The sequence below is a fragment of the Sphingomonas trueperi genome, assembly GCF_011927635.1.
GTDB lineage: Bacteria > Pseudomonadota > Alphaproteobacteria > Sphingomonadales > Sphingomonadaceae > Sphingomonas > Sphingomonas trueperi.
Genome location: NZ_JAATJB010000002.1, coordinates 200,410 through 225,838 on the forward strand (window position 1 = coordinate 200,410; position 25,429 = coordinate 225,838).

The window sequence follows — 25,429 nt, forward strand, 5'->3', positions numbered from 1 at the left end:
CGCAAGGGCGACCCCAATGGATCCCGGCTTTCGCCGGGATGACGGGTGGTGGGGAGGACGCCGGATTCATCCCGACCCGGCGAACCCCCAGCCTGGCAATCAGATCGCGTTCGCTTCGCTGACCGCTTCGGCCGTGCCCATCAGCGCCGGGAAGAAGCCCTCATGCGCCTTGCGCAGGTCGTCGAGGCTCACGCAGAAATCGCCCTCCTCCATCTCGAAGATGATGCGGTTGGCGATGGTGCGGCCGATCGGATCGGCGGCGAGGCCGGCCTTGTCGGCGGCGACCAGGAAATCGGCCAGCGCCTCGTCCTTGACGGTCACCACGTACAGGCCCTGGTCCTCGCCGAACCAGCTGCCCGCCACCCCGAAGGGCTGGGGCTGGTCGAGGATCGCGCCGATGTTCGACGCCAGCGCCATTTCGGCCACCGCGACCGCCAGGCCGCCGTCCGCCACGTCGTGGCAGGCGGTGACCGCGCCGCCGCAGATCGCCGAGCGGATGAACGCGCCGGTGCGGCGCTCCATCATCAGGTCGACCGGCGGAGGCGGGCCTTCCTCGCGGCCGCAGATCTCGCGCAGCCAGATCGACTGGCCGAGATGGCCGCCGCGCTCGCCGACCGCGATGATCACGTCGCCGGTGCCCTTGAAGGCGATGGTGCAGTTCTTCTGCCAGTCCTTGAGCAGGCCGATCGCGCCGATCGCGGGGGTCGGCAGGATCGCCGAGCCGCCGCCGGTGGCCTTGCTCTCGTTGTAGAGGCTGACATTGCCCGAGACGATCGGGAAGTCGAGCGCGCGGCAGGCGTCGCTCATGCCTTCGAGGCAGCCGACGATCTGGCCCATGATCTCCGGGCGCTGCGGGTTGGCGAAGTTGAGGCAGTTGGTCACCGCCAGCGGGGTCGCGCCCACCGCCGAGAGGTTGCGCCATGCCTCGGCGATGGCCTGCTTGCCGCCCTCGACCGGATCCGCGAAGCAATAGCGCGGGGTGCAGTCGGTGGTGATCGCCAGACCCTTGTCGGTGCCGTGGACGCGGACGACCGCGGCGTCGCCGCCCGGGCGCTGCACGGTGTCGCCGCCGACCATGTGGTCATATTGCTCCCAGATCCAGCGGCGGCTGGCGATGTCCGGCGAACCCATAAGCTTGACGAGATCAGCGGCGGGATCGGTGCATTCGGGCACGTTCTGCAGCTCGGGCTGCTTGGGCGTGGGGACGTGCGGACGATCGTAGAGCGGCGCCTCGTCGGCCAGCGGGGCGAGCGGGATGTCGCACACCACGTCGCCCTTCCACTTGAGCACCATGCGGCCGGTGTCGGTGACATGGCCGATCACGGCGAAGTCCAGCTCCCACTTGCGGAAGATCGCCTCGGCGAAATCCTCGCGGCCGGGCTTGAGCACCATCAGCATGCGCTCCTGGCTTTCGGAGAGCATCATCTCATAGGGCGTCATGCCGGTTTCGCGCTGGGGCACGTCGTCCATGATCAATTCGATGCCGACGCCGCCCTTGGACGCCATCTCGACGCTGGAGGAGGTGAGGCCGGCAGCGCCCATGTCCTGGATCGCGACGATCGCGTCCGAGGCCATCAGCTCGAGGCAGGCCTCGATCAGCAGCTTCTCGGTGAAGGGATCGCCGACCTGGACGGTGGGGCGCTTCTCTTCCGAATCCTCGCCGAAGTCCGCGCTCGCCATGGTGGCGCCGTGGATGCCGTCGCGGCCCGTCTTGGAGCCGACATAGACGATCGGATTGCCGACGCCCGAGGCTGCCGAATAGAAGATCTTGTCGGTATCGGCGATGCCCACGGTCATCGCGTTGACCAGGATGTTGCCGTCATAGGCCGGGTGGAAGTTCACCTCGCCGCCCACGGTCGGCACGCCGACGCAATTGCCATAGCCGCCGATGCCGTGGACGACGCCGGCGATCAGATGCTTCATCTTGGGATGATCGGGCCGGCCGAAGCGCAGCGCGTTCATGTTGGCGATCGGGCGCGCGCCCATGGTGAACACGTCGCGCAGGATGCCGCCCACCCCGGTCGCCGCACCCTGATAGGGCTCGATATAGGACGGGTGGTTGTGGCTCTCCATCTTGAAGATCGCCGCCTGGCCGTCGCCGATGTCGACGACGCCGGCATTCTCGCCGGGGCCGCAGATGACCTGCGGGCCGGTGGTCGGCAGCTTCTTCAGATGGATGCGGCTGGACTTGTAGCTGCAATGCTCGGACCACATCACCGAGAAGATGCCGAGCTCGGTCAGGTTCGGCGCGCGGCCGAGCGCCTTGAGGACGCGGTCATATTCTTCGGGCGAAAGGCCGTGCTCGGCCACGATCTCGGGCGTGATCTGGGTCATGGCCGGACCCCTTAGCGGGGTGTTGCGCGCGCGTCACCCCGGGAGTTGCGGAGGCGGTGGACAACGAGGCGTTAACCTGGCCATGCTAACGTTTGGCATGCTCATCCAGCCTCTCCTCGGCACGGGACTGCGCGTCGGCGATCCGCTGATCCCGCTGCCGGCCGCGTGGGAATGCGATCTCGCGACGAACGCGCTGCGCTGGTCGCCGGGGGTCTATGACCTGTTCGGCATCCCGCACGGCCAGCCGCTGACCCGCGACGAGGTGGTGGGGATGTACACGCCGGAGTCCCAGGCGCTGCTGCGTGAGGTCCGCGACCGGGCGGTGGCGGAAGGGGCCAGCTTCACCATCGACGTGGCGATCCGCCGCCGCGACGGCGCGCTGCGCAAGATGCGCCTGACCGCCGACGTCGAATGCGAAAACGGCCGCCCGGTACGGCTCTACGGCACCAAGCAGGACGTGACGGACGAGTAGCGGCTACAGCACGGCCCAGAGCGTCAGCAGCAGTGCGGTCATCGCGGCATTGAGCGCCATGCCGATGCCGGCGAAGGTGCCGCCGAGCTCGTCCACCTGGAAGGCGCGGGCGGTGCCGAAGCCGTGCGCGGCGACGCCCGCGGCGAACCCGCGCACGCGGTAATCCTGAATCCGCAGGGCGTTGAGCAGCGGCGTCGCGATCATCGCGCCGAACACCCCGGCGATCAGCACCACCACCGCCGCCAGCGCCGGGATGCCCCCCAATTGCTGCGCCAGCGCCATCGCCACCGGGGTCGTCACCGAGCGGGGCGCGACGGTCGCGAGGATCTGGGCGCTGCCCCCGAAGGCCCAGACGATGCCGGTGACGCTTACGATCGCGGTCAGCGATCCGGCGAACAACGCGAGCAGCAGCGGGCCGGCGGCGCGGCGGACCAGCGCGCGGTTGCGCCACAGCGGTACCGCGAGGCCGACCGTCGCCGGGCCGAGCAGGAAGCCCAGCATCGCGGTGTTCTGCGCATAGACCGGGTAGGGGGTACGGGTCGCGAGCAGGATGGCGATCAGCACCGGCGTCGCCAGCAGCACCGGGTGGCAGAGCGGGTGGCGGTTGCTGCGCTTCGACAGGCGGTCGGCGCCCTCGAACACGAGCAGCGTCACCGCGAGCCAGAGCAGCGGCGTGCCCTGGAGCGTGTGCCACGTCGCGGTCACGCCGTCGGCTCCGTGCGCGCGAGCGCCCAGCGGAAGACCAGCGCGGTGACCGCCATCGTCAGCAGCGTCGAGGCGAGCGTGGCGACGACGATCGCCACACCATTTTTGGCCAGCACCGGCCCCTCCTCGATCAGCCCGACCGCGGCGGGGACGAACATCACCGAGAGATGCGCGGTGAGCCAAGCGGAGACCTGGACCAGGGTGGGCCGCTCGCCCGGGCGGAGCAGCAGCCAGCCGAGCAGCAGGAACATGCCGATGACGGCGCCCGGCAGCGGCAGGCCCGAGAGCAGGTGGATCCCCTCGCCGAGCAGCTGGCAGAGGAGCAGGGTGGCGATGGCGGCGATCATGGCGGGATGCCATGCCATGCCGGCGCGGCGAGGTATACTGCGGGGAAGGGAGGGCTGGTTGCGGGCGGCGTAAGCGGGAATGTTCGAGGTAAGGGACCGGGGCCACCACATCCCGGCCGTCATTCCCGCGAAGGCGGGAATCCATTTGCCAGGGCGTTGGGGATAGAGCCGCGCCACCTGCGCCAATGGATCCCCGCCTTCGCGGGGATGACGAAAGGAGAGGCGCTACTCCGCCGCCGCCTGCGCCTCCGCCGACATCAGCGCGGCGATGTTCGCCTGGATCCACTCGACCAGATCCTCGACCTTCGCCGCCGCCTGCTCGCCGAGCGGGGTGAGGCTGTATTCGACATGCGGCGGCACCACCGGCAGGCTGTAGCGGGTGACGAGCTGGTACGCCTCGAGCTGCTGGAGCGTCTGGGCGAGCATGCGTTCGCTCACCCCGTTCACCCGGCGGCGCAGTTCGCTGAAGCGGCGGGTGCCGCCCTGCAGCGCGACCAGCACGAGCAAACCCCAGCTGCTGGTGATCCGCTTGAGCACCGCGCGCGACGGGCAATCGGGGACGAACACGTCGCCGCGGTCCATCATCGCGGCGAGGGTGCGCGAGGGGGTGCGGGGCGCGTCGTCCGACATTTTTAATACTTACCTTTGTGTGCGTACTTACGATTCGTAAGTGGGGCGCTAGATCGCGCTGGTCAATCTACGATCGGAAGGAAATGCCATGTACGCCGTTACCGGAGCCTCGGGCCAGCTGGGCCGCCTTGTCCTCGAATCGCTGCTCGGCAAGGTCCCGCCGAGCGAGATCGTCGCGCTCGCGCGCACGCCCGAGCGCGTCGCCGACCTTGCCGCCAAGGGCGTGACCGTGCGTGCGTTCGACTATGATGCGGCCGAAACGCTGGCCCCGGGGCTGGCGGGCGTGACTCGGCTGCTGCTGATCTCGGGCAATGCGATCGGCAGCCGCGTGCCGCAGCACAAGGCGGTGATCGACGCGGCGAAGACGGCGGGCGTGCAGCTGATCGCCTATACCAGCCTGCTCCGCGCCCAGACCTCGCCGATGCAGATGGCGGTCGAGCACAAGGCGACCGAGGAGCTGCTGGCGGCCAGCGGTGTGCCCGCCGCGCTGCTGCGCAACGGCTGGTATACCGAGAACTACCTGATGAGCGCCGGTCCCGCGATCGCGCATGGCGTGCTGATCGGCAGCGCGGGCGAGGGGCTGGTCTCGGGCGCGGCGCGCGCGGACTATGCCGAGGCGGCGGCGGTGGTGCTGGCGCGGGGGCAGGCGGGCATTTTCGAGCTGGCCGGTGACAGCGGCTTCACCCATGCCGAGCTGGCGGCGGCGCTGGCCGAGGCGTCGGGCAAGCCGGTCGCCTATCAGGACCTGCCGCAGGCCGACTATGCCAAGGCGCTGGAAGGCGCGGGGCTGCCGGGTCCGTTCGCTGCGATCCTTGCGGACAGCGATGCGCGGGTGGCCGATGGGGCGTTGTTCGACGAGTCGAAGACGCTGTCGGGGCTGATCGGCCGGCCGACCACGCCGTGGCGCGAGACCATCGCGGCGGGGGTGCGGGGGTGATAAATTCCTCCCGGAACGGGGAGGGGGACGATTCGCGCCAGCGAATGGTGGAGGGGCCGCGCCGAAAGGCGCGGAGACCTCACCGCGGGGGATACCGCCGCGTGCGCGGCGGCCCCTCCACCACCGCCTTCGGCGGCGGTCCCCCTCCCCGTGCCGGGGAGGAACTTTTTACAGGATTTCCCGCACCTTTTCCGGCGGGCGACCCAGCCGCACGCCGCGCTCGGTGACCACCAGCGGACGCTCGATCAGGATCGGGTTGGCCGCCATCGCGTCGAGGATGGTGTCGTCGTCCGCGCCCTTGAGCGGCTTGGCGGCGTCCTCGGCGATGCGCAGGCCTTCGCGCGCGGTCATGCCGGCGCGCTTGTACAGCTCCGCCAGCGTTTCGCGCGTCGGGGGAGCCTTCAGATATTCGATCACCTCCACCTCGACGCCGGCGTCCGTGAGGATCGCCAGCGCCTCGCGCGACTTGGAGCAGCGCGGGTTGTGGTAGAGGGTGGCCTTCACGCCGCGGCTGCCTCGTCCTGGCGGGCCAGCCACTCCTCGAGCCACTTGATCGTATAGTCGCCCTTCAGGAACTCGGGATCGTCGAGCAGCGCCTGGTGAAGCGGGATCGTCGTCTTGATGCCGTCGACCACGAACTCTTCCAATGCGCGCTTCAGTCGCAGGATGCAGCCCTCGCGGGTGCGGCCATAGACGATCAGCTTGGCGATCATCGAGTCGTAGTACGGCGGGATCCGGTAGCCCGAATAGATGCCGCTATCGACGCGGACGTGCATGCCGCCCGGCGCGTGGAAATGGGTGATCGTGCCCGGCGAGGGCGCGAAGGTCCGCGGATCCTCGGCGTTGATGCGGCATTCGATCGCATGCCCGCGGAACTCGATGTCCTCCTGGCGCACCGACAGGCCGTGGCCTTCGGCGACTCGGATCTGCTCGCGGACCAGGTCCATGCCGGTGATCATCTCGGTCACCGGATGCTCGACCTGAAGGCGGGTGTTCATCTCGATGAAGTAGAACTCGCCATTTTCCCACAGGAACTCGATCGTGCCGGCGCCGCGATAGCCCATGTCGGACATCGCCTTGGCGACGATGCCGCCCATGTGCGCGCGCTCTTCGGGCGTGATCACCGGCGACAGCGCCTCTTCGAGCACCTTCTGGTGGCGGCGCTGGAGCGAGCAGTCGCGCTCGCCCAGGTGGATCGCGTTGCCGTTGCCGTCGCCGAACACCTGGAACTCGATGTGGCGCGGGTTGCCGAGATACTTTTCGAGATAGACGGTGGCGTCGCCGAACGCGGCCTTCGCTTCCGAGCCCGCCTGCTGCATCAGCGTCTCGAGCTGGTCCTCGCTGGTGCACACCTTCATGCCGCGGCCACCGCCGCCCGAGGCGGCCTTGATGATCACCGGATAGCCGGCCTTGGCGGCGATCGCCTTGGCCTCTTCCAGGTCGCTGATCGGGCCGTCCGAGCCCGGCACCAGCGGCAGGCCGAGCGCGCCGGCGGTGCGCTTCGCCTCGATCTTGTCGCCCATGGTGCGGATATGCTCGGGCTTGGGACCGACGAAGATCAGCCCGTGCGCCTCGACGATCTCGGCGAACTGGGCGTTCTCCGAGAGGAAGCCATAGCCCGGGTGGATCGCATCCGCGCCCGAGATCTCGGCCGCCGAGATGATGTTCGGGATGTTGAGATAGCTCTCCGCCGCGGCCGGCGGGCCGATGCAGATCGCCTCGTCCGCCAGGCGCACATGCATCGCATCGGCATCGGCGGTGGAGTGCACCGCCACCGTCTTGATGCCCATTTCGTGGCAGGCGCGGTGGATGCGCAGCGCGATCTCGCCGCGATTGGCGATCAGCAGCTTCTTGATCTCGGGCATGGCCGTTCCGTTACTCGACCACGACGAGCGGCTGGTCGAACTCGACCGGCTGGCCGTTCTCGACCAGGATCGCTTTCACGGTGCCAGCGGTCGGCGCGTGAATCGGGTTCATCACCTTCATCGCCTCGATGATCAGCAGCGTGTCGCCCGCGGCGACCTGCTGGCCGACCGTGACGAAGGGCTTCGCCTCGGGATTCGGCTTGAGATAGGCGGTGCCGACCATCGGCGACTTGACCGCATTGGCGGCCGGCTGGGGCGCTGCGACGATCTCGGCGGGCGCGGTGGCCGGGGCCGGAGCAGCGAGCATCGGCGCGGCCGGCGCGGCGTACTGCACCGCCGAGGGGGCCGCGGTCACCTTGCGGGCGACGCGGACGCGGCGTTCGCCGTCCTCGACTTCGATCTCGGTGAGCTGGGTGTCATCGAGCACGGCGGCGAGCTGGCGCACCAGCTCGATGTCGACCATCATTGCACCCGACTTGGTTTCTTCGGCCATACGACCCTTCTTTATGAATTCTACAAATGAAACGGCGCCCTCTGTCAGAGACGCGCGGCGGCTTCAAGCGCGAGAATATAGGATTGTGCCCCGAACCCGGCCACCGTGCCCTTCGCGGCACGGCCGACGAAGCTCACATGGCGGAAGGATTCGCGGGCGTGCGGATTGGAGAGATGCACCTCGATCACCGGCGTTTTGATGCTCTTGATCGCATCGTGTAGCGCGACCGAGGTGTGCGTGTACCCTCCCGGATTTAGTAGGACGGCGCGCGCGCCATCGGCCTGCGCTTCGTGCAGCCAGTCGATCAGATGGCCCTCATGGTTGGATTGGCGCACCTCGACCTCGAGCCCGAGCTCGCGGGCGCGGTCCTCCAGCATGCCGGCAATGTCGTCCAGCGTGTCCGACCCATAGATTTCCGGCTCGCGCAGGCCCAGCAGGTTGAGGTTGGGACCGTTCAAGACGAAGATCGTATCGGCCAAAGCAGGCGCCTTTCGGTTGCGGGCAGGATGCGGTCCTCCCTATATGAGCCGGCGTCCCCGATCAAATCCAAGGCTCTTCATGCATAGCGACGGCACCGTTTCCATCCGCGTCAACGGCGAACACAAGCGCATCACCGCCGGGCTCACCCTCGCGCAGCTCGCGAGCGAGCTGGGGCTGGTGCCCGAGAAGGTGGCGGTGGAACGCAATCTCGAAGTGGTGCCGCGCTCGACGCTGGGCGAGGTGATCGTCGAGGATGGCGACGAGCTGGAAATCGTCCACTTCGTGGGCGGCGGCGACCATGCCGGCCCGCTCGCCGACGACAGCTGGACGGTGGCGGGCAAGACCTTCCGCTCGCGCCTCATCGTCGGCACCGGCAAGTACAAGGATTTCGAGCAGAATGCGGCGGCCGTGGCCGCCTCGGGCGCCGAGATCGTCACCGTGGCGGTGCGCCGGGTGAACGTCAGCGACCCCAAGGCGCCGATGCTCACCGACTATATCGACCCGAAGAAAATCACCTATCTGCCCAACACCGCCGGCTGCTTCGATGCCGATTCGGCGATCCGCACGCTGCGCCTGGCGCGCGAGGCGGGCGGCTGGGAGCTGGTGAAGCTCGAAGTCCTGGGCGAGGCGCGGACGCTCTATCCGGACATGGTCGAGACGCTGCGCGCGACCGAGGTGCTGGCCAAGGAAGGCTTTCTGCCGATGGTCTATTGCGTCGACGATCCCATCGCCGCCAAGCGGCTGGAGGATGCGGGCGCGGTCGCGATCATGCCGCTGGGCGCGCCGATCGGATCGGGGCTCGGCATCCAGAACCAGGTGACGATCCGGCTGATCGTCGAGGGCGCCAAGGTGCCGGTGCTGGTCGATGCGGGCGTCGGCTCGGCATCGGACGCGGCGGTGGCGATGGAGCTGGGCTGCGACGGCGTGCTGATGAACACCGCGATCGCCGAGGCCAAGGATCCCATCCTGATGGCGGCGGCGATGAAGGCGGCGGTGGAGGCGGGGCGGCTCTCCTACCGCGCCGGCCGCATGGCGAAGCGCCGCTATGCCGATCCGTCGAGCCCGCTGGCAGGGCTGATCTGATGCGCGGGGCGCTGGCGGCGCTGGCGCTGGTCGCGGTGGCCGGGTGCCATCCGCGGCCGCAGACCGATCCGATGGAGAATCAGGGGCCGATCTCGGCCGAGCCGGTGACGCTGCGCGCCGCCGACGGGGTGAGGATCGCCGGCGTCTATACCAAGGCGGCCAAGCCCAAGGCGCTGCTGCTGCTGTTCCACCAGGCCGAATCGGGCAAGGACGAGTATGCGCTGCTCGCGCCCCAGCTGGCGCAGGCGGGCTATTCGTCGCTCCGGATCGACCAGCGCGCCGGCGGCACGCTGTTCGGGACCAACGAGACGGTGAAGATGCTCGGCCATTCGGCAAGCTATGCCGATGCGAAGCAGGACCTCGATGCGGCGTTTGCGTGGGGGGAGCAGCAGAAGCTGCCGATCCTCCTGTGGGGCAGCAGCTATTCGGCCGCGCTGATCTTCCCGCTCGCCGCCGAGCATCCCGGGCAGGTCAGGGCGCTGCTTGCCTTCTCGCCGGGCGAATATCTCGACGAGAAGGGGGCCGTCGCGCGCGCGGCCAAGAAGGTCTCGGTCCCGATCTTCGTCACGTCGGCGCAGGACGGGAAGGAAGAGGACGCCGCGCGGGAAATCCTCGCCGCATCGCCCTCGACCCAGAAGACGCAGTTCGTGCCCAAGCTGGGCGGGGTGCACGGGTCGTCGACGCTGCTGCGGACCAAGAATCCGGACGGCGCGCAGGAAGCATGGCGCGCGACCATGGCGTTTCTGGGCGAAGTCACGCGCAGCTGATTGGGAACGGTCCGGCCCAACCTTCGTTATTTCAGGCAAGTCGCAGGTGCCGTGTCGTGTGGCACCCGACCTTAGCCAGGAGTATCGATCATGGGCGAGCTGACCGACAAGATCAAAGGCAATCTCAACGAGCTGGCCGGCAAGGTGAAGCAGCAGAGCGGCAACCCGGAAACGCGCGACGAAGGCGCGGCGCAGGAGCTGAAGGGCAAGGCCCAGCAGCTCGGCGGCAAGGTGAAGGGCGCGCTCGGCGACGACATCTGAGTCGCGGATCAGACCGGACATTTGGACGGGTCGTACCGAAAGGTGCGGCCCGTTTTCGTTGTGGCTTCGTCTGCTTGGAGGCGTGTCCTCACGTCGCGCGTCATCCCGGCGAAAGCCGGGATCCATTCGCCTCTCCATATCAGCAGGAGCCAAGACGGCGACCCCAATGGATCCCGGCTTTCGCCGGGATGACGATCTACTGACGGCCCATGGGCTGATGGCGCACCGCAGGACTGTGCCATAGGGTTTGGCGCTTGGGCAGTTCCTCAATCCGGAACGTAGAACGCCCACATGTCCGGCTCGACCTGGGCCGCGGCGAAGCGCACCGGGGCCGAGGCCGGTCCGACCTCGCAGATCATGAACGAGAACATCCGATCGGTGTAGAGCGGGTGGGGCAGGCGGACGGTGTCCTTGTTGATCCAGCGCCACTCGCACTGCCAGATCTGCCGACCGCCCAACCGCACGCGATCCCCCCGCTTGCCGAGATGCGCCGTCTTCCACCGCTCTTTCGTCTGCTGTCCCATGCGGGCGATTCTAGGATCGGGTCGGTTAACGGGTTCCTAGCCGTTCAGCGATTTCGCAGCTTCGCAAGTGTCGTCGCCGGGCTGATCACGTCGACATTCGTCTTGCAATGCAACAGCTTGATCCCCGGCTGCGCCAGTGCGAGCGCGAGCGCGGGCGCGAACGCCTCGGTGGTCTCCACGGTGGTCGCCCAGCCGCCGAACGCGCGGGCGAGCGCGGCGAAATCGGGGTTGCGCAGGCTGGTGCCCGAAATTCGCTCCGGGAACGCGCGCTCCTGGTGCATGCGGATCGTGCCATAGGCGCCGTTGTCGACCAGGATCACCAGCAGATCGACGTCGTGCTGGACCGCGGTGGCGAGCTCCTGCCCGTTCATCAGGAAGTCGCCGTCGCCCGCGACCGCCACGACTCGGCGGTCCGGGAAGCGCAGCGCCGCCGCCACCGCCGCGGGGACGCCATAGCCCATCGCGCCCGCCGTAGGCGCGAGCTGGCTCGGCTGCGCGGCATAGGGCCAGTAGCGATGCCACCAGCCCGAGAAATTGCCCGCGCCGTTGCAGATAATCGTGTCCGCCGGCAGTTGCGCGCGCATCGCCGCGACGCAGGGCCCGAGATCGAGCGCCACGCCCATGCGCGGCTTGGGCGTCGACCATTCCAGCCACTCGGCATGCGCGGCGGCGCCGTCGAAGCGGGGCAGGTTGGCCGCTTCCGCCGTGGCCGAGGCCGCGACCGCGAACTCGAAGGGCCGCGCGCAGATCGGCAGGTCAACGCGGTAGACGCGGTGGAATTCGCTCGGGTCCGGATGGACGTGGACCAGCGTCTGGCCCGGATGCTCGGGGGTGATCAGGCTGTAGCCGTCGGTGGTCGCCTCGCCGAGCCGCGTGCCGACCACCAGCAGCAGGTCCGCCGCCTTGATCCGCTGGACCAGCTTCGGATTCGGCCCGTAGCCGAGATTGCCTGCCCAGACGGGCGACGCATTGTCGATCGCATCCTGCCGCCGGAAGGCGCAGGCGACCGGCAGGTCGATCGATTCGGCGAAGCGGGCGAAGTCCTCCGCGGTATCCGAATCCCAGCCGCCCCCGCCGACGATCGCGATCGGGCGCTCGGCGTCGCGGAGCAGGTCATAGAGCTGGTCGAGATCGAAGGCGTCGGCGGCCTGGATCGGCTCGGCGATGGCGGGGCGGTCGACCGCCTCCACCACATCGAGCAGCATGTCCTCGGGCAGCGCGATCACCACCGGGCCCGGCCGGCCCGAGGTGGCGACGTTCCAGGCGCGGGCGACATATTCGGGGATGCGCCGGGCATCCTCGATCCGCGTCGCCCATTTGGCGAGGGGCGCGAACATCGCCGGCAGGTCGACTTCCTGAAAGCCCTCGCGGTCGCGCATGCCGCGGTCGACATCGCCGATGAACAGCAGCATCGGCTGCGAATCCTGCATCGCGACGTGCACGCCGATGCTGGCGTTGGTCGCACCCGGCCCGCGCGTCACGAAGCACACGCCCGGCCGCCCGGTCATCGCGCCGTCGGCACAGGCCATGAACGCCGCGCCGCCTTCCTGGCGGCAGGTGACGAGGTCGATGCTCGGCTCGTCATGCAGCGCGTCGAGCACGGCGAGGAAGCTCTCGCCCGGTACGTGGAAGATCCGGTCGCAGCCCTGCGCCACCAGATTGTCGACGAGGATCCTGCCCCCGGTGCGGTTCGTGGTCATGCCGCATGCTAGGGGGAAATGGCGCGAGGGCCAATCCTCCTGCTTTCCCTCCCGCAAGCGGGGGAGGTGCCCACGAAAAAGCCCCGCATCGTCGCCGATGCGGGGCTTTTCGGATCAGCGAGGCGCGGGGGCGCGCCTCACCGCCATTGCGTCGCTCAGAAGCGGTAGCCGATGCCTGCCAGCACCTGGTGACGGATCACGTCCTGCGAGGCGTTGGTGTAGCGATACTCGACCTTGCCGTAATAGTGGCCGAAGCTGCGCTCGACGCCCGCGCCGAGGCGCACGCCGTCGAGGTTCTCGGCGTCGCGGAGCTGGCCCGAGCGGGCGATCACGCGGCTGTTGTCATAGCCGACCTTGCCGTACAGCAGGGTCGCCGGTGCCACGACATAGCCGATGCGAACGCCGGCATAGAGATCGCGGCCGCCCTTGATGGTGCCGAGGTCGAAGGTCTTCTTGGTGGTGGTGCCGGTGATTTCACCGTCAACGCCGACAACCAGGTTGCCGCGCTGCAGGTCGTAGCCGGCTGCGCCGCCATAGACGAAGCCCGACGCGCTGATGCCATCCGACTTGATGTTGTCCCAGCCGCCGACGGCTTCGATGCGCGGACCCTGGAAGGTCGCGTCCTGCGCCAGGGCGGGGGTTGCGGAGGCCATGAGGGCGAGCGCCGTCGCTGCGAAAATACGCATGATCAGATACCTTTGGACTTGTTACTTGTTATAACCGGATGGCCATCCAGACGCCCCAAATAGGCGCTCGGTTCGCAGGCGCAATATGACAGATGGATTACATTGGTATGTGTGGCGAACATGCAACAGTCGGCTCTGCCGTAGGGGAAGGTGGGGCAAAGTTGAAAGCTGGTTCAGGTTCGCTTGACCCCGCCGCCCCGGGAGGATTATCGCCGGGGCGAACATTCGGAGGGAATCGTCGATGGACAAGCTCTACCCCAACGCGAGCGCAGCGCTGGAAGGGCTGCTGTTCGACGGGATGATGATCTGCGCGGGCGGTTTCGGCCTGTGCGGCATTCCCGAGCGGCTGATCGACGCGATCCAGGCTTCGGGCGTCAAGGACCTCACCATCGCCTCGAACAATGCCGGCATCGACAATGAGGGCCTGGGCAAGCTGCTGCGCAGCCGCCAGGTGAAGAAGATGATCTCGTCGTACGTCGGCGAGAACAAGGAGTTCGAGCGGCAGTATCTCTCCGGCGAGCTGGAGGTGGAATTCTGCCCACAGGGCACGCTCGCCGAGCGCTGCCGGGCCGGCGGCGCGGGCATCCCCGGCTTCTACACCAAGACCGGTGTCGGCACGAAGGTGGCCGAGGGCAAGGAAGTGAAGGTCTTCGACGGCGAGGAATATATCCTCGAGCGCGGCATCCGCGCCGACATCTCGATCATCAAGGGCTGGAAGGCCGACGAGGCGGGCAACCTGATCTTCCGCAAGACCGCGCGCAACTTCAACCAGCCGATGGCCACCGCCAGCCACCTGTGCATTGCCGAGGTGGAGGAAGTGGTGCCGGTCGGCAGCCTCGATCCCGACCAGATCCACCTGCCGGGCATCTATGTGAAGCGGCTGGTCGTCGGCGCGCCCTACGACAAGAAGATCGAGTTCCGCACCGTCCGTCCGCGCGAGGCGGCGTGATCCGGGGCGGGCTGCTGCTGGCAGCCGGGCTGGCATTGTCGGGCTGCGTCGTCGATACCCATGTGGTGCAGGCGCCGCAGGCACCGGCTGCCGCATCCGGCGGCGTGCCGGGCGGCATGCAATATCTCTACGGCTCGGGCGAGGCGGCGGCGCTGAGCGTGCAGGCCTATAACGCGCTGGTCGATCAGACCCGCGCGCGCATGGCCAGGCGCGGTGGGCTGTCGGTCGTGCTGGAGCCCGGCGCGACGCTCGCGGGCCCGCGCTTCCAGCCTTGCGGCGACAAGCCGCCCGCCGCCGTGTTCGATGTTGACGAGACGCTGCTGCTCAACCTCGGGTACGAGGGTGACGATGCGCAGCGTTCGGGCGGCTGGGATTCGGCGCGCTGGGATCGCTGGGAGAAGACCGGCGCGATGAAGGTCGCCGCCGTCCCCGGCGCGCTCGACGCGGTGCAGGCGCTGCGGGCGATGGGCGTCACGGTGATTTTCAATACCAATCGCGCCGCCGCCAATGCCGAGCAGACCGAGGCCGCGCTGACCTTCGCGGGGCTGGGCCCGGCCAAGCATGGCGAGACGCTGTTCCTCAAGGGCGATGTCGACGGCAAGTCCGGCAAGGACGGCCGCCGCGATGCGATCGCCCAGCGCTGGTGCGTGGTGGCGATGGGCGGCGACCAGCTCGGCGACTTCACCGACCTGTTCGCCGGCCTCACCCCGCCCGAGCGACGCGCGGCCGCCGCCAGCCCGGCGATCGCCGCGCTCTGGGGCCACGGCTGGTTCGTGCTGCCCAACCCCGTCTACGGAACCGGGCTCGGTTCCACCTATGACCAAACCTTCCCGCCGGCGACGCGCTGGACGGATCCGCAGGAGAAGCACTGATGGCCTGGACCCGCGACGACATGGCGGCGCGCGCCGCGAAGGAGCTGCAGGACGGCTTCTACGTCAATCTCGGCATCGGCATCCCGACGCTGGTGGCGAACCATATCCCGGCCGGGGTGGAGGTGACGCTCCAGTCCGAGAACGGCATGCTCGGCATCGGCCCGTTCCCCTATGAGGGCGACGAGGATCCGGACCTGATCAACGCCGGCAAGCAGACGATCAGCGAACTGCCCAGCTCGGTCTATTTCAGCTCGGCGGACAGCTTCGCGATGATCCGCGGCGGGCATATCGACCTGACCGTGCTCGGCGCGATGGAAGTGAGCCAGGGCGGCGACATCGCCAACTGGATGATCCCGGGCAAGATGATCAAGGGCATGGGCGGCGCGATGGACCTGGTCGCGGGCGTGAAGAAGATCATCGTGGTGATGGAGCATACCGCCAAGGACGGCAGCCCGAAGTTCATCCCCGACTGCACCCTGCCGCTGACGGGCAGGAATGTGGTGGACATGATCATCACGGACCTCGCGGTGTTTTCGCGCGTGGACCATGGCTCGCCGTTCCGGCTGGTGGAGCTGGCGCCGGGGGTGACTGCGGAGGAAGTCGCGGCGAAGACCACGGCGCAGTATGAGGTGGCGCTCGCAACGGCGTAAGGTACTGATTTTATCCTCCCCCGCCAGGGGGGGGGGCGCGCCAGCGGGTCGGAGGGGGAAGATGCCAGAACGGCCGCCGTCGTGCATCCTCCCCCTCCGCCGCCTTTGGCGCCACCTCCACCTGGCGGGGGAGGATTTGGGAGCTGGCTACGGAGCTTCACAACAAGCCGTGGCGGTATTCGGGCAGGGCGTCCGTTGCGTCTGATACGTGCCCGTCTTTACAGCCTGCCTTAGCCCGTTCGTTTGCCCATTGCTGGTAATGCTCTGCAGCTTCAGGTGGCGAGCTTCTGCAAATCTCCGGTGCTTCTGCCTTGCAACCTTCCAAGCTGCAGAGTGCTGCCGACGTGATGATGATTGTGAGCGCGCCCGTCACCCTGCCGGCGTGCCCCGGCTATCCCCCACCTCCAGCCAGTACCCGTCAGGATCCTGCACATAGATCTGGCGCACCCCATCGAAGCGGAGCTGCATCTTGCGCGGCGCGCCGGTGAAGTTGGTCCAGGCGAGATGGTGCGCGTCGAGCCACGCCATCACCGTCGCGAGATCGTCGACATGGAGGGCGAGATGCTCGTCTCGGTTCGACGGCTTGGGCGCGGTGCGGCCGTCGAGAATGTGCAGCGCCATGCCATGGCCGAGATCGAGCCAGCGGCGGTTCTTGAGCGGCGTCGGGATGAGCCGCAGCCCGAACGCCTCGTGGTAGAAGGCGGCGCTGCGATCGATGTCCGACGCCTGGATCGCGACATGCTCGGCCTGCGCCGGGGCGGGCGCTGCGGCTTGGGGCGGGGCGGCCACTGCCTGGAGAGGCGCAGCAAGGATCAGCAGGACCGTGTAAGCGAGCATGGGCACCCCCTCGGTTTTGGTCGGAACGTGTCGGGCGGAGACTGAAGTGTCGCCAACCGATTGATCAGTTTCCTCGATCCGCTCCCGGCGGGAGGATCAAGCGGTCGTCCATCTCTCGGCGACGGCACTTCGCAGCGAAGGCCGCTGCAAGGACCATATCGCTCTCAAACACGACCCGCTCTGAATCCGTCAGCCGGTAATATTCTTCATAGTCTGCCAGGCGATTGCTGACAGGAATGCTCAGATAGGGTTGTCCGCTCACCATGTCGGTGCCGAGCGCGAAACGCCCCTCGCGCGATGCCATGCTGTCGACGAAGCGCGGCATCACCGCGCCGCGACCGCCGCGTCGCTCGCCAGCTTGTCCGCCCGCTCATTGTCCGGATGCCCGGCATGGCCCTTGACCCATTTCCACTCGACCCGGTGGGGCTTGGCGGCGGCGAGGAGTTCCTGCCAGAGATCGGCGTTCTTGACCGGCTTCTTGTCGGCCGTGCGCCAGCCATTCTTCATCCAGCCATGGATCCACTTGGTCAGGCCGTCCATCACATAGCGGCTGTCGGTGGAGAGCGTCACCCGGCAGGGGCGCTTGAGCGCCTTCAGCCCCTCGATCGCCGCCATCAGCTCCATGCGGTTGTTGGTGGTGTGCGCCTCGCCGCCGGACAGTTCCTTCTCGATGTCGCCCATGCGCAGCAGCGCGCCCCAGCCGCCCGGGCCGGGATTGCCCTTGCACGCGCCGTCGGTCGCGATCTCGACATGCTGGAGTTCGGCAGTCATGCGATCGCCGACAGTACGGAGGCATAGACGTGCGACCGTCGCCAGAAGGCCATCGGGTCCTTGCGCGTCACCAGCGCGTCGGCGGGGGTGTTGAGCCAGTCCCAGGCGCGCGACAGGGTGAAACGGATGCAGGCACCGGTCGCCAGCAGCGGCAGGATCGCGCGTTCCTTTTCGGTGAGCTTGTAGCTGGTCTCATAGCCCTCCAGCAGCGCCTCGGACACGTACGGATCGAACCGCTCGCCCGTCGCGTCGAACGCCCAGGCGGTGTGCATCACCGCGAGGTCGTAGAGCCGGAGGTCGGTGCAGGCGAAGTAGAAGTCGATCAAACCCGTCACCCGGTTGCCGAGCATCAGGACATTGTCCGGGAACAGGTCGGCATGGATCGCGCAGGTGTCGAAGCCTTCGCGCGGCCACAGCGCGGTGACGCGGTCGAGCGCCCGGCCGAGTTCCTCGTACAGCCCCGGGGCGATGTCGTTGAGGCTGGTGCCGCAGCGTTCGAACAGCGGGCGCCAGGTATCCACCCCCATCGAATTGGGGCGATCCTGCGGAAAGTCGGCGACCGCCTTGTGCATCCGGCCCATCGCCTCGGCCGCCGCGCGCGCCTGTGCAGGCGTCGGGTGCGAGACCGAGACCCCCGACAGGAACTGGATCAGGCACGCCGGGCGTCCTTCCAGCGTGTGGATCAGCGTGCCGTCGCGATCGGGCACCGCCGGGGGCACCGGCAGCCCGCGATCGGCGCAGTGATCGAGCAGTGCCATGAAATAGGGCAGGTCACCCTGGTCGACGCGCTTCTCGTACAGCGTCAGGATGAAGCGGCTCTTGCTCGTGTCGACGAGGTAGTTGCTGTTCTCCACCCCCTCGGCGATGCCCTTGGCCGAGACCAGCTCGCCGACGTCGAAGCGCTCGAGGAACGCCGACAGCGCCTCGGCCGAAACCTGCGTGTAGACGGCCATTACGCAGCCTCGAGCCCGCGCGGCAGCTTGAACACGACGTTCTCTTCCACCGTCTCCACCTCGCGCTCGGTCACCGCGAACCGGGTGCCGAGCTGCTCGACGACTTCGCGGACCAAGACTTCCGGGGCCGAGGCGCCGGCGCTGATACCGACGCGGGTCACGCCGTCGAACCAGGCGAAGTCGATCTCGGCGGCGCGCTGGATCAGCACCGCACGGGCGCCGCCACGCTTGGCGACCTCGACCAGCCGCAGCGAGTTGGACGAATTGGGCGCGCCGATCACCAGCACCAGCTCGGCCTGCTCGGCGATCGCCTTCACCGCCCCCTGCCGGTTCGAGGTGGCATAGCAGATGTCGTCCGCGCCCGGCGCCAGCATCGTCGGGAAGCGGCGCTTGAGAATGCCCAGCACCGCGGCGGTATCGTCCACCGACAGCGTGGTCTGGGTGAGGAAGGCGAGGTTCTCGGGATCGGGCACCACCACCGATTCGGCATCGGCTTCGGTCTCGACCAGCGTCATCGCGCCTTCGGGGACCTGGCCGAAGGTGCCGATCACCTCGGGGTGGCCCTGATGCCCGACGAACAGGATGTGGCGCCCGGCGGCGACGTGCCGCTCGGCCTGGCGGTGGACCTTGGAGACGAGCGGGCAGGTGGCGTCGAGGTACGAAAGCCCGCGTTGCTCGGCCTTGTGCGGCACCGCCTTGGGCACGCCGTGGGCGGAGAACACCACCGGCACGCCGTCCGGCACATGGTCCAGCGTCTCGACGAACACGGCGCCCTTGGCGCGCAGATTCTCGACGACGAACTTGTTGTGGACGATCTCGTGCCGGACATAGACCGGCGCGCCATATTTCTCGATCGCGAGTTCGACGATGCGGATCGCGCGGTCGACGCCGGCGCAGAAGCCGCGGGGCGCTGCGATCAGCAGCTCCAGGGGACGCTTTTCGGTGTTTGCCATCGGGTGGAGCCTCTACGCGATTGCTTGCGCGGGCGGAAGGCGGTTCCTATGGTGCGCGCCATTCCGGTCCCCGTCTCGTCGCAGATGGGGGGCGGCTGTTCGGTTCGAAAGGTTGCCCTCCCTTGTCTGTGCCTAAGTTCACCGTTCCCGCCCTGATCCTGCTCGCCGCCAGCGGTTGCGCCCGCACCGGCGAAATCACCGAAGGCGGCATCAGCGCGGTGCGCACCGCCTGCCCGACGGTGGCGATTCCGGCCGGCACCGGCGACGTGACGCTGTTCGATCCGGCGACCAGCCGCGAGGCGAGCGCGATCGACGTGGTGGCGACGATCACCAACATCCAGTCGACCTGCAACGATGCCGGCGCGCAGGTGGTGACCGACGTCAAGTTCGACGTCCTGGCCCGCCGCCGCGATGCCGGTCCGGCACGCGACGTGGTGCTGCCCTATTTCCTCACCGTGGTGCGCGGCGGGACCAATGTCGAGGCGAAGCGTGTCGCCAACGTTACGCTCCATTTCGAGGCGGGCCAGCTCCGCGCCAGCGCCGTGGGGACGGCGACCAGCAGCGTCTCGCACGCCGCCGCGACGCTCCCCGACGAAGTCCGCCGCCGCCTGACCGCCAAGCGCAAGGCAGGCGAGGAATCGGCGGCGACCGATCCGCTGAGCGATCCGAACGTCCGCCGCTCGGTGCTGTCGGCGACGTTCGAGGCGCTGGTGGGGTTCCAGCTGACCGACGACCAGCTCAAGTACAACGCGACGCGGTGATCCTACGTTAAGATCCTCCCCGGAACGGGGAGGGGGACCGCGCGGCGCAAGCCGCGTGGTGGAGGGGCGCGCCGACAGGCGCGGTTGCGCTGCCAACGCAGAACTACCGCCGCTGGCGCGGCGGCCCCTCCACCATGCTGCGCATGGTCCCCCTCCCCGTTCCGGGGAGGATCTAAAATCACCACTATCCCGATTGACTCGCGCCAGCCGTCCCGCCAAGGCTCGCGGACGTCGATGCCGGGCAACCGGCATGGGCATGCGCGGGAGAGAATCCGGTTCGCCGGATCGCCGAAGGAGCAACCGCCCCGGAATCTCTCAGGCACCGAGGACCGCGCAGGCCACGACACTCTGGAAAGCGAGACGGCCGCCGAGGCCGGGCTCCACCGAAGGGGTAAGCCGGGTACCACCCGTGCGAAAGCTCTCAGGTTCCGTGACAGAGGGGGCGATGGTGTTGCGAAGGGCTTCGGCTCCACGCGCGCCGTTGAAACCCTGATGCCCGGAGTGCCCCATGAGCGAAGCCGCCGAAGATACCGCCACCGACCTGCCGATCGAGACGCTGCCGCTCGACGCCTGGCACCGCGCGCGCGGCGGCCGGATGGTGCCGTTCGCGGGCTATGCCATGCCGGTCCAGTATGAAGGCATCATGGCCGAGCATCTCTGGACGCGCGAACATGCCGGGCTGTTCGACGTCAGCCATATGGGCCAGCTGCTCTTCTCGGGCGTCGACTTCGACGCCGGCCTCGAAAAGCTGCTGCCGGGCGACGTGAAGGGCCTGGGCGAGGGCCGGATGCGCTATTCGCTGCTGCTCAGCGAAGAAGGCGGCATTCACGACGACCTGATGATGACCCGGCTGCCCGCCGACAATGCCTTCGAGATCGGGGGCGGCACGATCTACATGGTCGTCAACGGCGCGACCAAGTGGGACGATCTGGGCGTGTTCCGCGAGTTGCTGCCAGACGAAGTGACGATCAACCATCTCGAGGATCAGGCGCTGCTGGCGCTGCAGGGGCCGGAGGCGGTGACCGCGCTCGCACGCGTGCTGCCGGGCGTCGAGACGCTGGTGTTCATGACCGCCGCCGCGTTCGAATGGAACGGCAACCCGCTCTGGGTCAGCCGCTCGGGCTATACCGGCGAGGACGGCTACGAGATTTCGCTGCCGGGCGAGGCGGCGGAGGCGTTCGCCGACGCGCTCACCGCGCAGCCCGAGGTGAAGCCGATCGGCCTGGGCGCGCGCGATTCGCTGCGCCTGGAGGCCGGCCTGCCGCTCTACGGCCATGACCTCGATCTGGAGACCACGCCAGTCGCCGCCGATCTGGGCTTCGCGCTGTCCAAGCGCCGCCGCGAAGAGGGCGGTTTCGCCGGTGCCGAGCGCATCCTCGCCGAGCGCGAGCAGGGCAGCGCCATGAAGCGCGTCGGCCTGATCGTCGAGGGCCGCCAGCCGGTGCGCGAGGGCGCGGCGGTGGTCGATGCCTCGGGCGCCGAGGTCGGCAAGGTCACCTCGGGCGGGTTCGCGCCTTCGGTGCAGAAGCCGATCGCGATGGCCTATGTGCCCTCGGCCCTTGCAGCGGCCGGTACCAAGATTACGCTTGTCCAGCGGGGCAAGCAGCATTCCGCGGAGGTCGTTGCGATGCCCTTCGTCCCCCACCGCTATGTCCGAAAGGGAGCGTGACATGAGCCGTTATTTTACCGAAGACCATGAGTGGATCGAAGTCGACGGCGACGTCGCGACGGTCGGCATCACCGAATATGCCCAGAGCCAGCTCGGCGACATCGTGTTCGTCGAAGTGCCCGACGAGGGCAAGGAACTGAGCAAGGGCGACGATGCCGCGGTCGTCGAGAGCGTCAAGGCGGCGTCGGACGTGTATGCGCCGGTGTCGGGCACCGTCGTCGAGGGCAACAGCGACCTCGCCGACAACCCCGCGCTGGTGAACGAGGATCCGGAAGGCGAAGGCTGGTTCTTCAAGATGACGCTCAGCGACGAGAGCGAGCTGGAAGGCCTGATGAACGAGGCCAAGTACCAGGCGTTCGTCGCCAAGCTGTGATCTCTTATTAGCCCCTCCCCCTCCTGGGGGGAGGGAGGGGCCCGCTGCCGGAGGCAGTGGGAGGGAGAGGGGGCGATTTGCAATAGCAAATCGCGCGGTTGCTCAGGCAACCGCTCACCCTCTCCAAGCTGCGCTAGGCGCTGAAGCGCCAAGCTCCGCTATCCTCCCCCTCGAGGGGGAGGAACGAAAGCATGATGGGATTGCCACCCTTCACGGGATCATCCCACCCCATAATCCCTCCCATTTGCGGGAGGTAGAGTAGGACAGTCGATGCGCTACCTGCCCCTTACCCCGGCCGACCGTCAGGCAATGCTTGGCACGATCGGCGCCCCGTCGATCGACGATCTGTTCGTCGACGTGCCCGAAAGCGCCCGCCTGAGCGGGCCGATCGCCGGCCTGCCGATGCATGCGTCGGAACTCGCGGTCGAACGCCACATGACCGCGCTGGCGCGCAAGAACCTCGCCGCCGGCGAGGCGCCGTTCTTCCTGGGGGCAGGGGCCTATCGCCACCATGTGCCGGCCTCGGTCGATCACCTCATCCAGCGCGGCGAGTTCCTCACCGCCTACACGCCCTACCAGCCGGAAATCGCGCAGGGCACGCTGCAGATGATGTTCGAGTTCCAGAGCCAGATCGCCCGGCTGCTCGGCTGCGACGTCGCCAATGCCTCGATGTACGACGGCTCGACCGCGTGCTGGGAAGCGATCTCGATGGCGCGCCGCGTCACCAAGCGCGGCAAGGCGATCCTCTCGGGCGGTCTGCACCCGCATTATGTCTCGGTCGCCAAGACGATGGCGCGCTTCACCGGCGACCAGCTCGTCACCGGCGTGCCGACGCTGAGCCCCGAGCCCGACACGCTCGACCTGATCAACGCGATCGACGCCGACACCTCGTGCGTCGTCGTCCAGTATCCGGACATTCTCGGCCGCATCGAGGACATGTCGGCGCTGGCCGAGGCCTGCCACGCCAAGAAGGCGCTGCTGATCGCCGTCGTCACCGAGCCGGTGGCGCTGGGGGCGATCAAGGCGCCGGGCGAGATGGGCGCGGACATCGTCGTCGGCGAGGGCCAGTCGCTCGGCGTCGGCCTGCAATTCGGCGGGCCGTATGTCGGCCTGTTCGCCTGCTCGGAAAAGCTGGTGCGCCAGATGCCGGGCCGCCTTTGTGGCGAGACGGTGGACGCCAGCGGCAAGCGCGGCTTCGTGCTGACGCTCTCCACGCGCGAGCAGCATATCCGCCGCGAAAAGGCGACGTCGAACATCTGCACCAGCTCGGTGCTGTGCGCGCTCGCCATGTCGGTGCACATGACGCTGCTGGGCGAGAAGGGCCTGCGCCAGCTCGCCGAGCTCAACCATGTCGGCGCCAGCGCCGCCGCCGATCGCCTGGCCGAAGTCGACGGGGTGGAGCTGGTCACCGACCGGTTCTTCAACGAATTCACCCTGAAGCTGTCCAAGGAAGCGCGCCCCGCCGTCCGCCAGCTGGCCGACAAGGGCATCCTGGCCGGCGTGTCGCTCGGCCGCCTCTATCCGGGCGTCGAGGCGCTGCAGAACGGCCTCGTCGTCGCGGTCACCGAAACCACCACGGAGGAGGACGTCGAGACGCTTGCCTCCGCACTCGAGGAGGTGCTGGCATGAGCACGATCAATCCGTCGGGCTGGCGCCCCACCACGCCGTCGGGAGGTAGCGAGACCGCCGAGGGCACGTTCACTGGCAACCGCGCGCTGATGCTGGAAGAGGCGCTGATCTTCGAGATCGGCTCCACCGACACCACCGGCGTCGATTTCGGTGAGGCCCCTGCGGGCAAGTCGCGCCTCGCCGGCATGGAGCGCTCGAAGGCCATCGGCCTGCCGGGCCTGTCCGAGCCCGAGACGGTGCGCCACTATACCCGCCTCAGCCGCCAGAACTATGCCATCGATCTCGGCCTGTTCCCGCTGGGCAGCTGCACGATGAAGCACAATCCGCGCCTCAACGAGCGGATGGCGCGCCTGCCGGGCTTCGCCGACATCCACCCGCTCCAGCCGGTCGATACCGTGCAGGGCGCGCTGGAGGCGATCGACCAGCTCGCGCACTGGCTGACCACGCTCACCGGCATGCAGGCGGTGGCGATGAGCCCCAAGGCCGGCGCGCATGGCGAACTCTGCGGCGTGCTGGCGATCCGCGCCGCGCTCGACGCCAAGGGCGAGACCGCGCGCCGCATCATGCTGGTGCCGGAGAGCGCGCACGGCACCAACCCGGCGACGGCGGCCTTCGCCGGCTTCGCGGTGGAGGACATCCCCGCGACGCCGGAAGGCCGGGTCGACGTGGCGGCACTCAAGGCGCGGCTGGGGCCGGACATCGCCGGCGTGATGATCACCAACCCGAACACCTGCGGCCTGTTCGAGCCGGACCTCAAGGACATTTCCGACGCGGTCCATGCCGCCGGCGGCTATGTCTATTGCGACGGCGCCAACTTCAACGCGATCGTCGGCCGGGTGCGCCCGGGTGATCTCGGCGTCGATGCGATGCACATCAACCTGCACAAGACCTTCTCCACCCCGCATGGCGGCGGCGGTCCGGGTTCGGGCCCGGTGGTGCTGTCGGCGGCGCTGGCGCCCTATGCGCCGTTGCCCTTCGTCGAGAAGACGGCCGATGGCTATCGCCTCGTCGAGGAGGAGAATGCCGAGGAGCATCATGCCGGCACCTTCGGCCGCATGACCGCCTTCCACGGCCAGATGGGCATGTTCACCCGCGCGCTGACCTATATCCTCAGCCACGGTGCCGACGGCCTGCGCCAGGTCGCCGAGGATTCGGTGCTCAATGCCAATTACGTGCTGCGCGCGATGGAGGACGTGCTCGACGCACCCTTCGCCAAGACCGGCCCGTGCATGCATGAGGCGATCTTCAGCGACAAGGGCCTGCCCGAGGGCTTCTCGACGCTCGATATCGCCAAGGGGCTGATCGACGAGGGCTATCACCCGATGACGGTGTATTTCCCGCTCGTCGTCCACGGCGCGATGCTGGTCGAGCCAACCGAGACCGAGAGCAAGGCGGCGCTCGACCAGTTCATCGGCGCGTTCCGCAACGTCGCGACCAAGGCCAAGCAGGGCGAGGCGGCGCTGAAGAGCGCGCCGCACTTCGCGCCTCGCCGCCGCCTCGACGAGACGCTCGCCGCGCGCAAGCCGTTGCTGGCGTACAAGGACGCGGCACCCGCCGAAGCGGCCGAGTAAGCGTCCGACCCGTTACCCCCCGAGAGGGTCGCACACGCCGGCTGGAAGCCCCCGCTTCCCGCCGGCGTTTTGCGTCTGGGGGAGGTGGGCGGCGCTATTGCGGTCGCTGCCGCCGCTCTGCATACAGAGCGCGCCCGCGCGCGCTGCGCCGGGTCCG

Annotated in this window: 29 protein-coding genes and 1 riboswitch; of the genes, 13 read left to right on the forward strand and 16 right to left on the reverse strand. The window is 68.2% G+C overall.

All coding sequences use genetic code 11. The annotated features are described in order from the left end of the window. Positions 1-99 precede the first annotated feature (99 nt). Positions 100-2,334 (reverse strand): phosphoribosylformylglycinamidine synthase subunit PurL, encoded by a 2,235-nt coding sequence (purL, locus tag GGR89_RS04285; protein WP_125975610.1) that lies wholly within the window; start codon positions 2,332-2,334, stop codon positions 100-102. A gap of 97 nt (positions 2,335-2,431) precedes the next feature. Here purL and GGR89_RS04290 point away from each other — a divergent pair, with 97 nt between their 5' ends. Next, a complete protein-coding gene (locus tag GGR89_RS04290) occupies positions 2,432-2,806 on the forward strand; it encodes a PAS domain-containing protein (protein ID WP_125975612.1) in 375 nt (124 codons plus the stop codon). Between the two features lie 3 nt (positions 2,807-2,809). On the opposite strand, the gene GGR89_RS04295 is transcribed toward GGR89_RS04290, so the two are convergent. The 3 genes from GGR89_RS04295 to GGR89_RS04305 form a co-directional block, all read right to left on the reverse strand. Then, positions 2,810-3,511, reverse strand: a complete 702-nt coding sequence (locus GGR89_RS04295) for an LrgB family protein (protein ID WP_125975613.1) — start codon at positions 3,509-3,511, stop codon at positions 2,810-2,812. Continuing rightward, positions 3,508-3,876: a CidA/LrgA family protein gene (locus GGR89_RS04300; RefSeq protein WP_342449830.1), complete on the reverse strand. Its 369-nt coding sequence runs from the start codon at positions 3,874-3,876 to the stop codon at positions 3,508-3,510. Before GGR89_RS04300 ends, GGR89_RS04295 begins: the two co-directional genes overlap by 4 nt. A 207-nt stretch (positions 3,877-4,083) precedes the next feature. Next, a complete protein-coding gene (locus tag GGR89_RS04305; protein WP_125975618.1) occupies positions 4,084-4,488 on the reverse strand; it encodes a winged helix-turn-helix transcriptional regulator in 405 nt (134 codons plus the stop codon). 88 nt (positions 4,489-4,576) lie between these two features. Here GGR89_RS04305 and GGR89_RS04310 point away from each other — a divergent pair, with 88 nt between their 5' ends. After that, the gene (locus GGR89_RS04310) at positions 4,577-5,425 is read left to right on the forward strand and encodes an NAD(P)H-binding protein (protein WP_125975620.1); all 849 of its coding nucleotides are present in this window, start codon (positions 4,577-4,579) and stop codon (positions 5,423-5,425) included. Between the two features lie 168 nt (positions 5,426-5,593). Here GGR89_RS04310 and arsC read toward each other — a convergent pair whose 3' ends face one another. From arsC to aroQ, 4 genes are read right to left on the reverse strand one after another with little or no spacing between them, the layout of a single operon-like run. Next, positions 5,594-5,929 carry an arsenate reductase (glutaredoxin) gene (gene arsC, locus GGR89_RS04315; protein ID WP_125975622.1) on the reverse strand — a complete coding sequence of 112 codons (336 nt, stop codon included), beginning with the start codon at positions 5,927-5,929 and terminating at the stop codon, positions 5,594-5,596. Next, positions 5,926-7,290 carry an acetyl-CoA carboxylase biotin carboxylase subunit gene (gene accC, locus GGR89_RS04320; protein ID WP_125975624.1) on the reverse strand — a complete coding sequence of 455 codons (1,365 nt, stop codon included), beginning with the start codon at positions 7,288-7,290 and terminating at the stop codon, positions 5,926-5,928. Before accC ends, arsC begins: the two co-directional genes overlap by 4 nt. A 10-nt stretch (positions 7,291-7,300) precedes the next feature. After that, positions 7,301-7,783, reverse strand: a complete 483-nt coding sequence (gene accB / locus GGR89_RS04325; RefSeq protein WP_125975626.1) for an acetyl-CoA carboxylase biotin carboxyl carrier protein — start codon at positions 7,781-7,783, stop codon at positions 7,301-7,303. 44 nt (positions 7,784-7,827) lie between these two features. Next, positions 7,828-8,262: a type II 3-dehydroquinate dehydratase gene (gene aroQ / locus GGR89_RS04330; RefSeq protein WP_125975628.1), complete on the reverse strand. Its 435-nt coding sequence runs from the start codon at positions 8,260-8,262 to the stop codon at positions 7,828-7,830. Positions 8,263-8,341: 79 nt separating this feature from the next. Here aroQ and thiS point away from each other — a divergent pair, with 79 nt between their 5' ends. From thiS to GGR89_RS04345, 3 genes are all read left to right on the forward strand, one after another. Next, a complete protein-coding gene (gene thiS / locus GGR89_RS04335; RefSeq protein ID WP_125975630.1) occupies positions 8,342-9,346 on the forward strand; it encodes a sulfur carrier protein ThiS in 1,005 nt (334 codons plus the stop codon). Then, a complete protein-coding gene (locus GGR89_RS04340) occupies positions 9,346-10,113 on the forward strand; it encodes an alpha/beta hydrolase (protein ID WP_125975632.1) in 768 nt (255 codons plus the stop codon). The genes thiS and GGR89_RS04340 overlap by 1 nt, the downstream gene beginning before the upstream one ends. A 90-nt stretch (positions 10,114-10,203) precedes the next feature. Beyond that, entirely contained in the window at positions 10,204-10,374 is a 171-nt protein-coding gene (locus GGR89_RS04345; RefSeq protein WP_066719684.1) for a CsbD family protein, read from the forward strand. 266 nt (positions 10,375-10,640) lie between these two features. Here the strand turns inward: GGR89_RS04345 and GGR89_RS04350 are convergent, their stop codons facing one another. The 3 genes from GGR89_RS04350 to GGR89_RS04360 all read right to left on the reverse strand — a co-directional run bounded on the left by GGR89_RS04350 (position 10,641) and on the right by GGR89_RS04360 (position 13,284). Continuing rightward, on the reverse strand, positions 10,641-10,898 hold the full coding sequence (locus GGR89_RS04350) for a hypothetical protein (protein ID WP_125975634.1): 258 nt from the start codon (positions 10,896-10,898) through the stop codon (positions 10,641-10,643). 44 nt (positions 10,899-10,942) lie between these two features. Next, positions 10,943-12,598 carry a thiamine pyrophosphate-binding protein gene (locus GGR89_RS04355; protein WP_125975636.1) on the reverse strand — a complete coding sequence of 552 codons (1,656 nt, stop codon included), beginning with the start codon at positions 12,596-12,598 and terminating at the stop codon, positions 10,943-10,945. Positions 12,599-12,753: 155 nt separating this feature from the next. Continuing rightward, entirely contained in the window at positions 12,754-13,284 is a 531-nt protein-coding gene (locus GGR89_RS04360) for an outer membrane protein (RefSeq protein ID WP_125975639.1), read from the reverse strand. 241 nt (positions 13,285-13,525) lie between these two features. Here GGR89_RS04360 and GGR89_RS04365 point away from each other — a divergent pair, with 241 nt between their 5' ends. The 3 genes from GGR89_RS04365 to GGR89_RS04375 are packed head-to-tail and all read left to right on the forward strand — an operon-like array spanning position 13,526 to position 15,755. Then, positions 13,526-14,233 (forward strand): CoA transferase subunit A, encoded by a 708-nt coding sequence (locus tag GGR89_RS04365; protein ID WP_125975641.1) that lies wholly within the window; start codon positions 13,526-13,528, stop codon positions 14,231-14,233. Then, on the forward strand, positions 14,230-15,105 hold the full coding sequence (locus tag GGR89_RS04370; protein ID WP_206434290.1) for a 5'-nucleotidase, lipoprotein e(P4) family: 876 nt from the start codon (positions 14,230-14,232) through the stop codon (positions 15,103-15,105). Before GGR89_RS04365 ends, GGR89_RS04370 begins: the two co-directional genes overlap by 4 nt. Further along, on the forward strand, positions 15,105-15,755 hold the full coding sequence (locus GGR89_RS04375) for a CoA transferase subunit B (protein WP_125975642.1): 651 nt from the start codon (positions 15,105-15,107) through the stop codon (positions 15,753-15,755). Before GGR89_RS04370 ends, GGR89_RS04375 begins: the two co-directional genes overlap by 1 nt. Positions 15,756-16,124: 369 nt before the next feature. On the opposite strand, the gene GGR89_RS04380 is transcribed toward GGR89_RS04375, so the two are convergent. From GGR89_RS04380 to ispH, 5 genes are all read right to left on the reverse strand, one after another. Next, positions 16,125-16,592: a VOC family protein gene (locus GGR89_RS04380; RefSeq protein WP_125975644.1), complete on the reverse strand. Its 468-nt coding sequence runs from the start codon at positions 16,590-16,592 to the stop codon at positions 16,125-16,127. 64 nt (positions 16,593-16,656) lie between these two features. Beyond that, entirely contained in the window at positions 16,657-16,917 is a 261-nt protein-coding gene (locus tag GGR89_RS04385) for a hypothetical protein (protein ID WP_125975646.1), read from the reverse strand. Continuing rightward, the gene (gene rnhA / locus GGR89_RS04390) at positions 16,917-17,363 is read right to left on the reverse strand and encodes a ribonuclease HI (RefSeq protein WP_125975648.1); all 447 of its coding nucleotides are present in this window, start codon (positions 17,361-17,363) and stop codon (positions 16,917-16,919) included. The genes GGR89_RS04385 and rnhA overlap by 1 nt, the downstream gene beginning before the upstream one ends. Further along, positions 17,360-18,316, reverse strand: coding sequence for a homoserine kinase (gene thrB / locus GGR89_RS04395; protein WP_125975650.1), 957 nt, complete (start codon positions 18,314-18,316; stop codon positions 17,360-17,362). The genes rnhA and thrB overlap by 4 nt, the downstream gene beginning before the upstream one ends. Continuing rightward, positions 18,316-19,269 (reverse strand): 4-hydroxy-3-methylbut-2-enyl diphosphate reductase, encoded by a 954-nt coding sequence (gene ispH, locus GGR89_RS04400; RefSeq protein WP_125975652.1) that lies wholly within the window; start codon positions 19,267-19,269, stop codon positions 18,316-18,318. Before ispH ends, thrB begins: the two co-directional genes overlap by 1 nt. Before the next feature lie 122 nt (positions 19,270-19,391). Here ispH and GGR89_RS04405 point away from each other — a divergent pair, with 122 nt between their 5' ends. The 5 genes from GGR89_RS04405 (at position 19,392) to gcvPB (ending at position 25,272) form a co-directional block, all read left to right on the forward strand. Beyond that, complete coding sequence (locus GGR89_RS04405; RefSeq protein ID WP_125975654.1) at positions 19,392-20,030, forward strand: hypothetical protein; 639 nt, start codon at positions 19,392-19,394, stop codon at positions 20,028-20,030. A gap of 251 nt (positions 20,031-20,281) precedes the next feature. Continuing rightward, positions 20,282-20,372: riboswitch (glycine riboswitch) on the forward strand. Between the two features lie 166 nt (positions 20,373-20,538). Next, complete coding sequence (gene gcvT / locus GGR89_RS04410) at positions 20,539-21,699, forward strand: glycine cleavage system aminomethyltransferase GcvT (RefSeq protein ID WP_125975656.1); 1,161 nt, start codon at positions 20,539-20,541, stop codon at positions 21,697-21,699. Position 21,700: 1 nt separating this feature from the next. After that, positions 21,701-22,072 (forward strand): glycine cleavage system protein GcvH, encoded by a 372-nt coding sequence (gene gcvH, locus GGR89_RS04415; protein ID WP_125975658.1) that lies wholly within the window; start codon positions 21,701-21,703, stop codon positions 22,070-22,072. 270 nt (positions 22,073-22,342) lie between these two features. Further along, positions 22,343-23,701 (forward strand): aminomethyl-transferring glycine dehydrogenase subunit GcvPA, encoded by a 1,359-nt coding sequence (gcvPA, locus tag GGR89_RS04420; RefSeq protein WP_125975660.1) that lies wholly within the window; start codon positions 22,343-22,345, stop codon positions 23,699-23,701. Continuing rightward, a complete protein-coding gene (gcvPB, locus tag GGR89_RS04425) occupies positions 23,698-25,272 on the forward strand; it encodes an aminomethyl-transferring glycine dehydrogenase subunit GcvPB (protein WP_125975662.1) in 1,575 nt (524 codons plus the stop codon). Before gcvPA ends, gcvPB begins: the two co-directional genes overlap by 4 nt. Positions 25,273-25,429 lie beyond the last annotated feature (157 nt).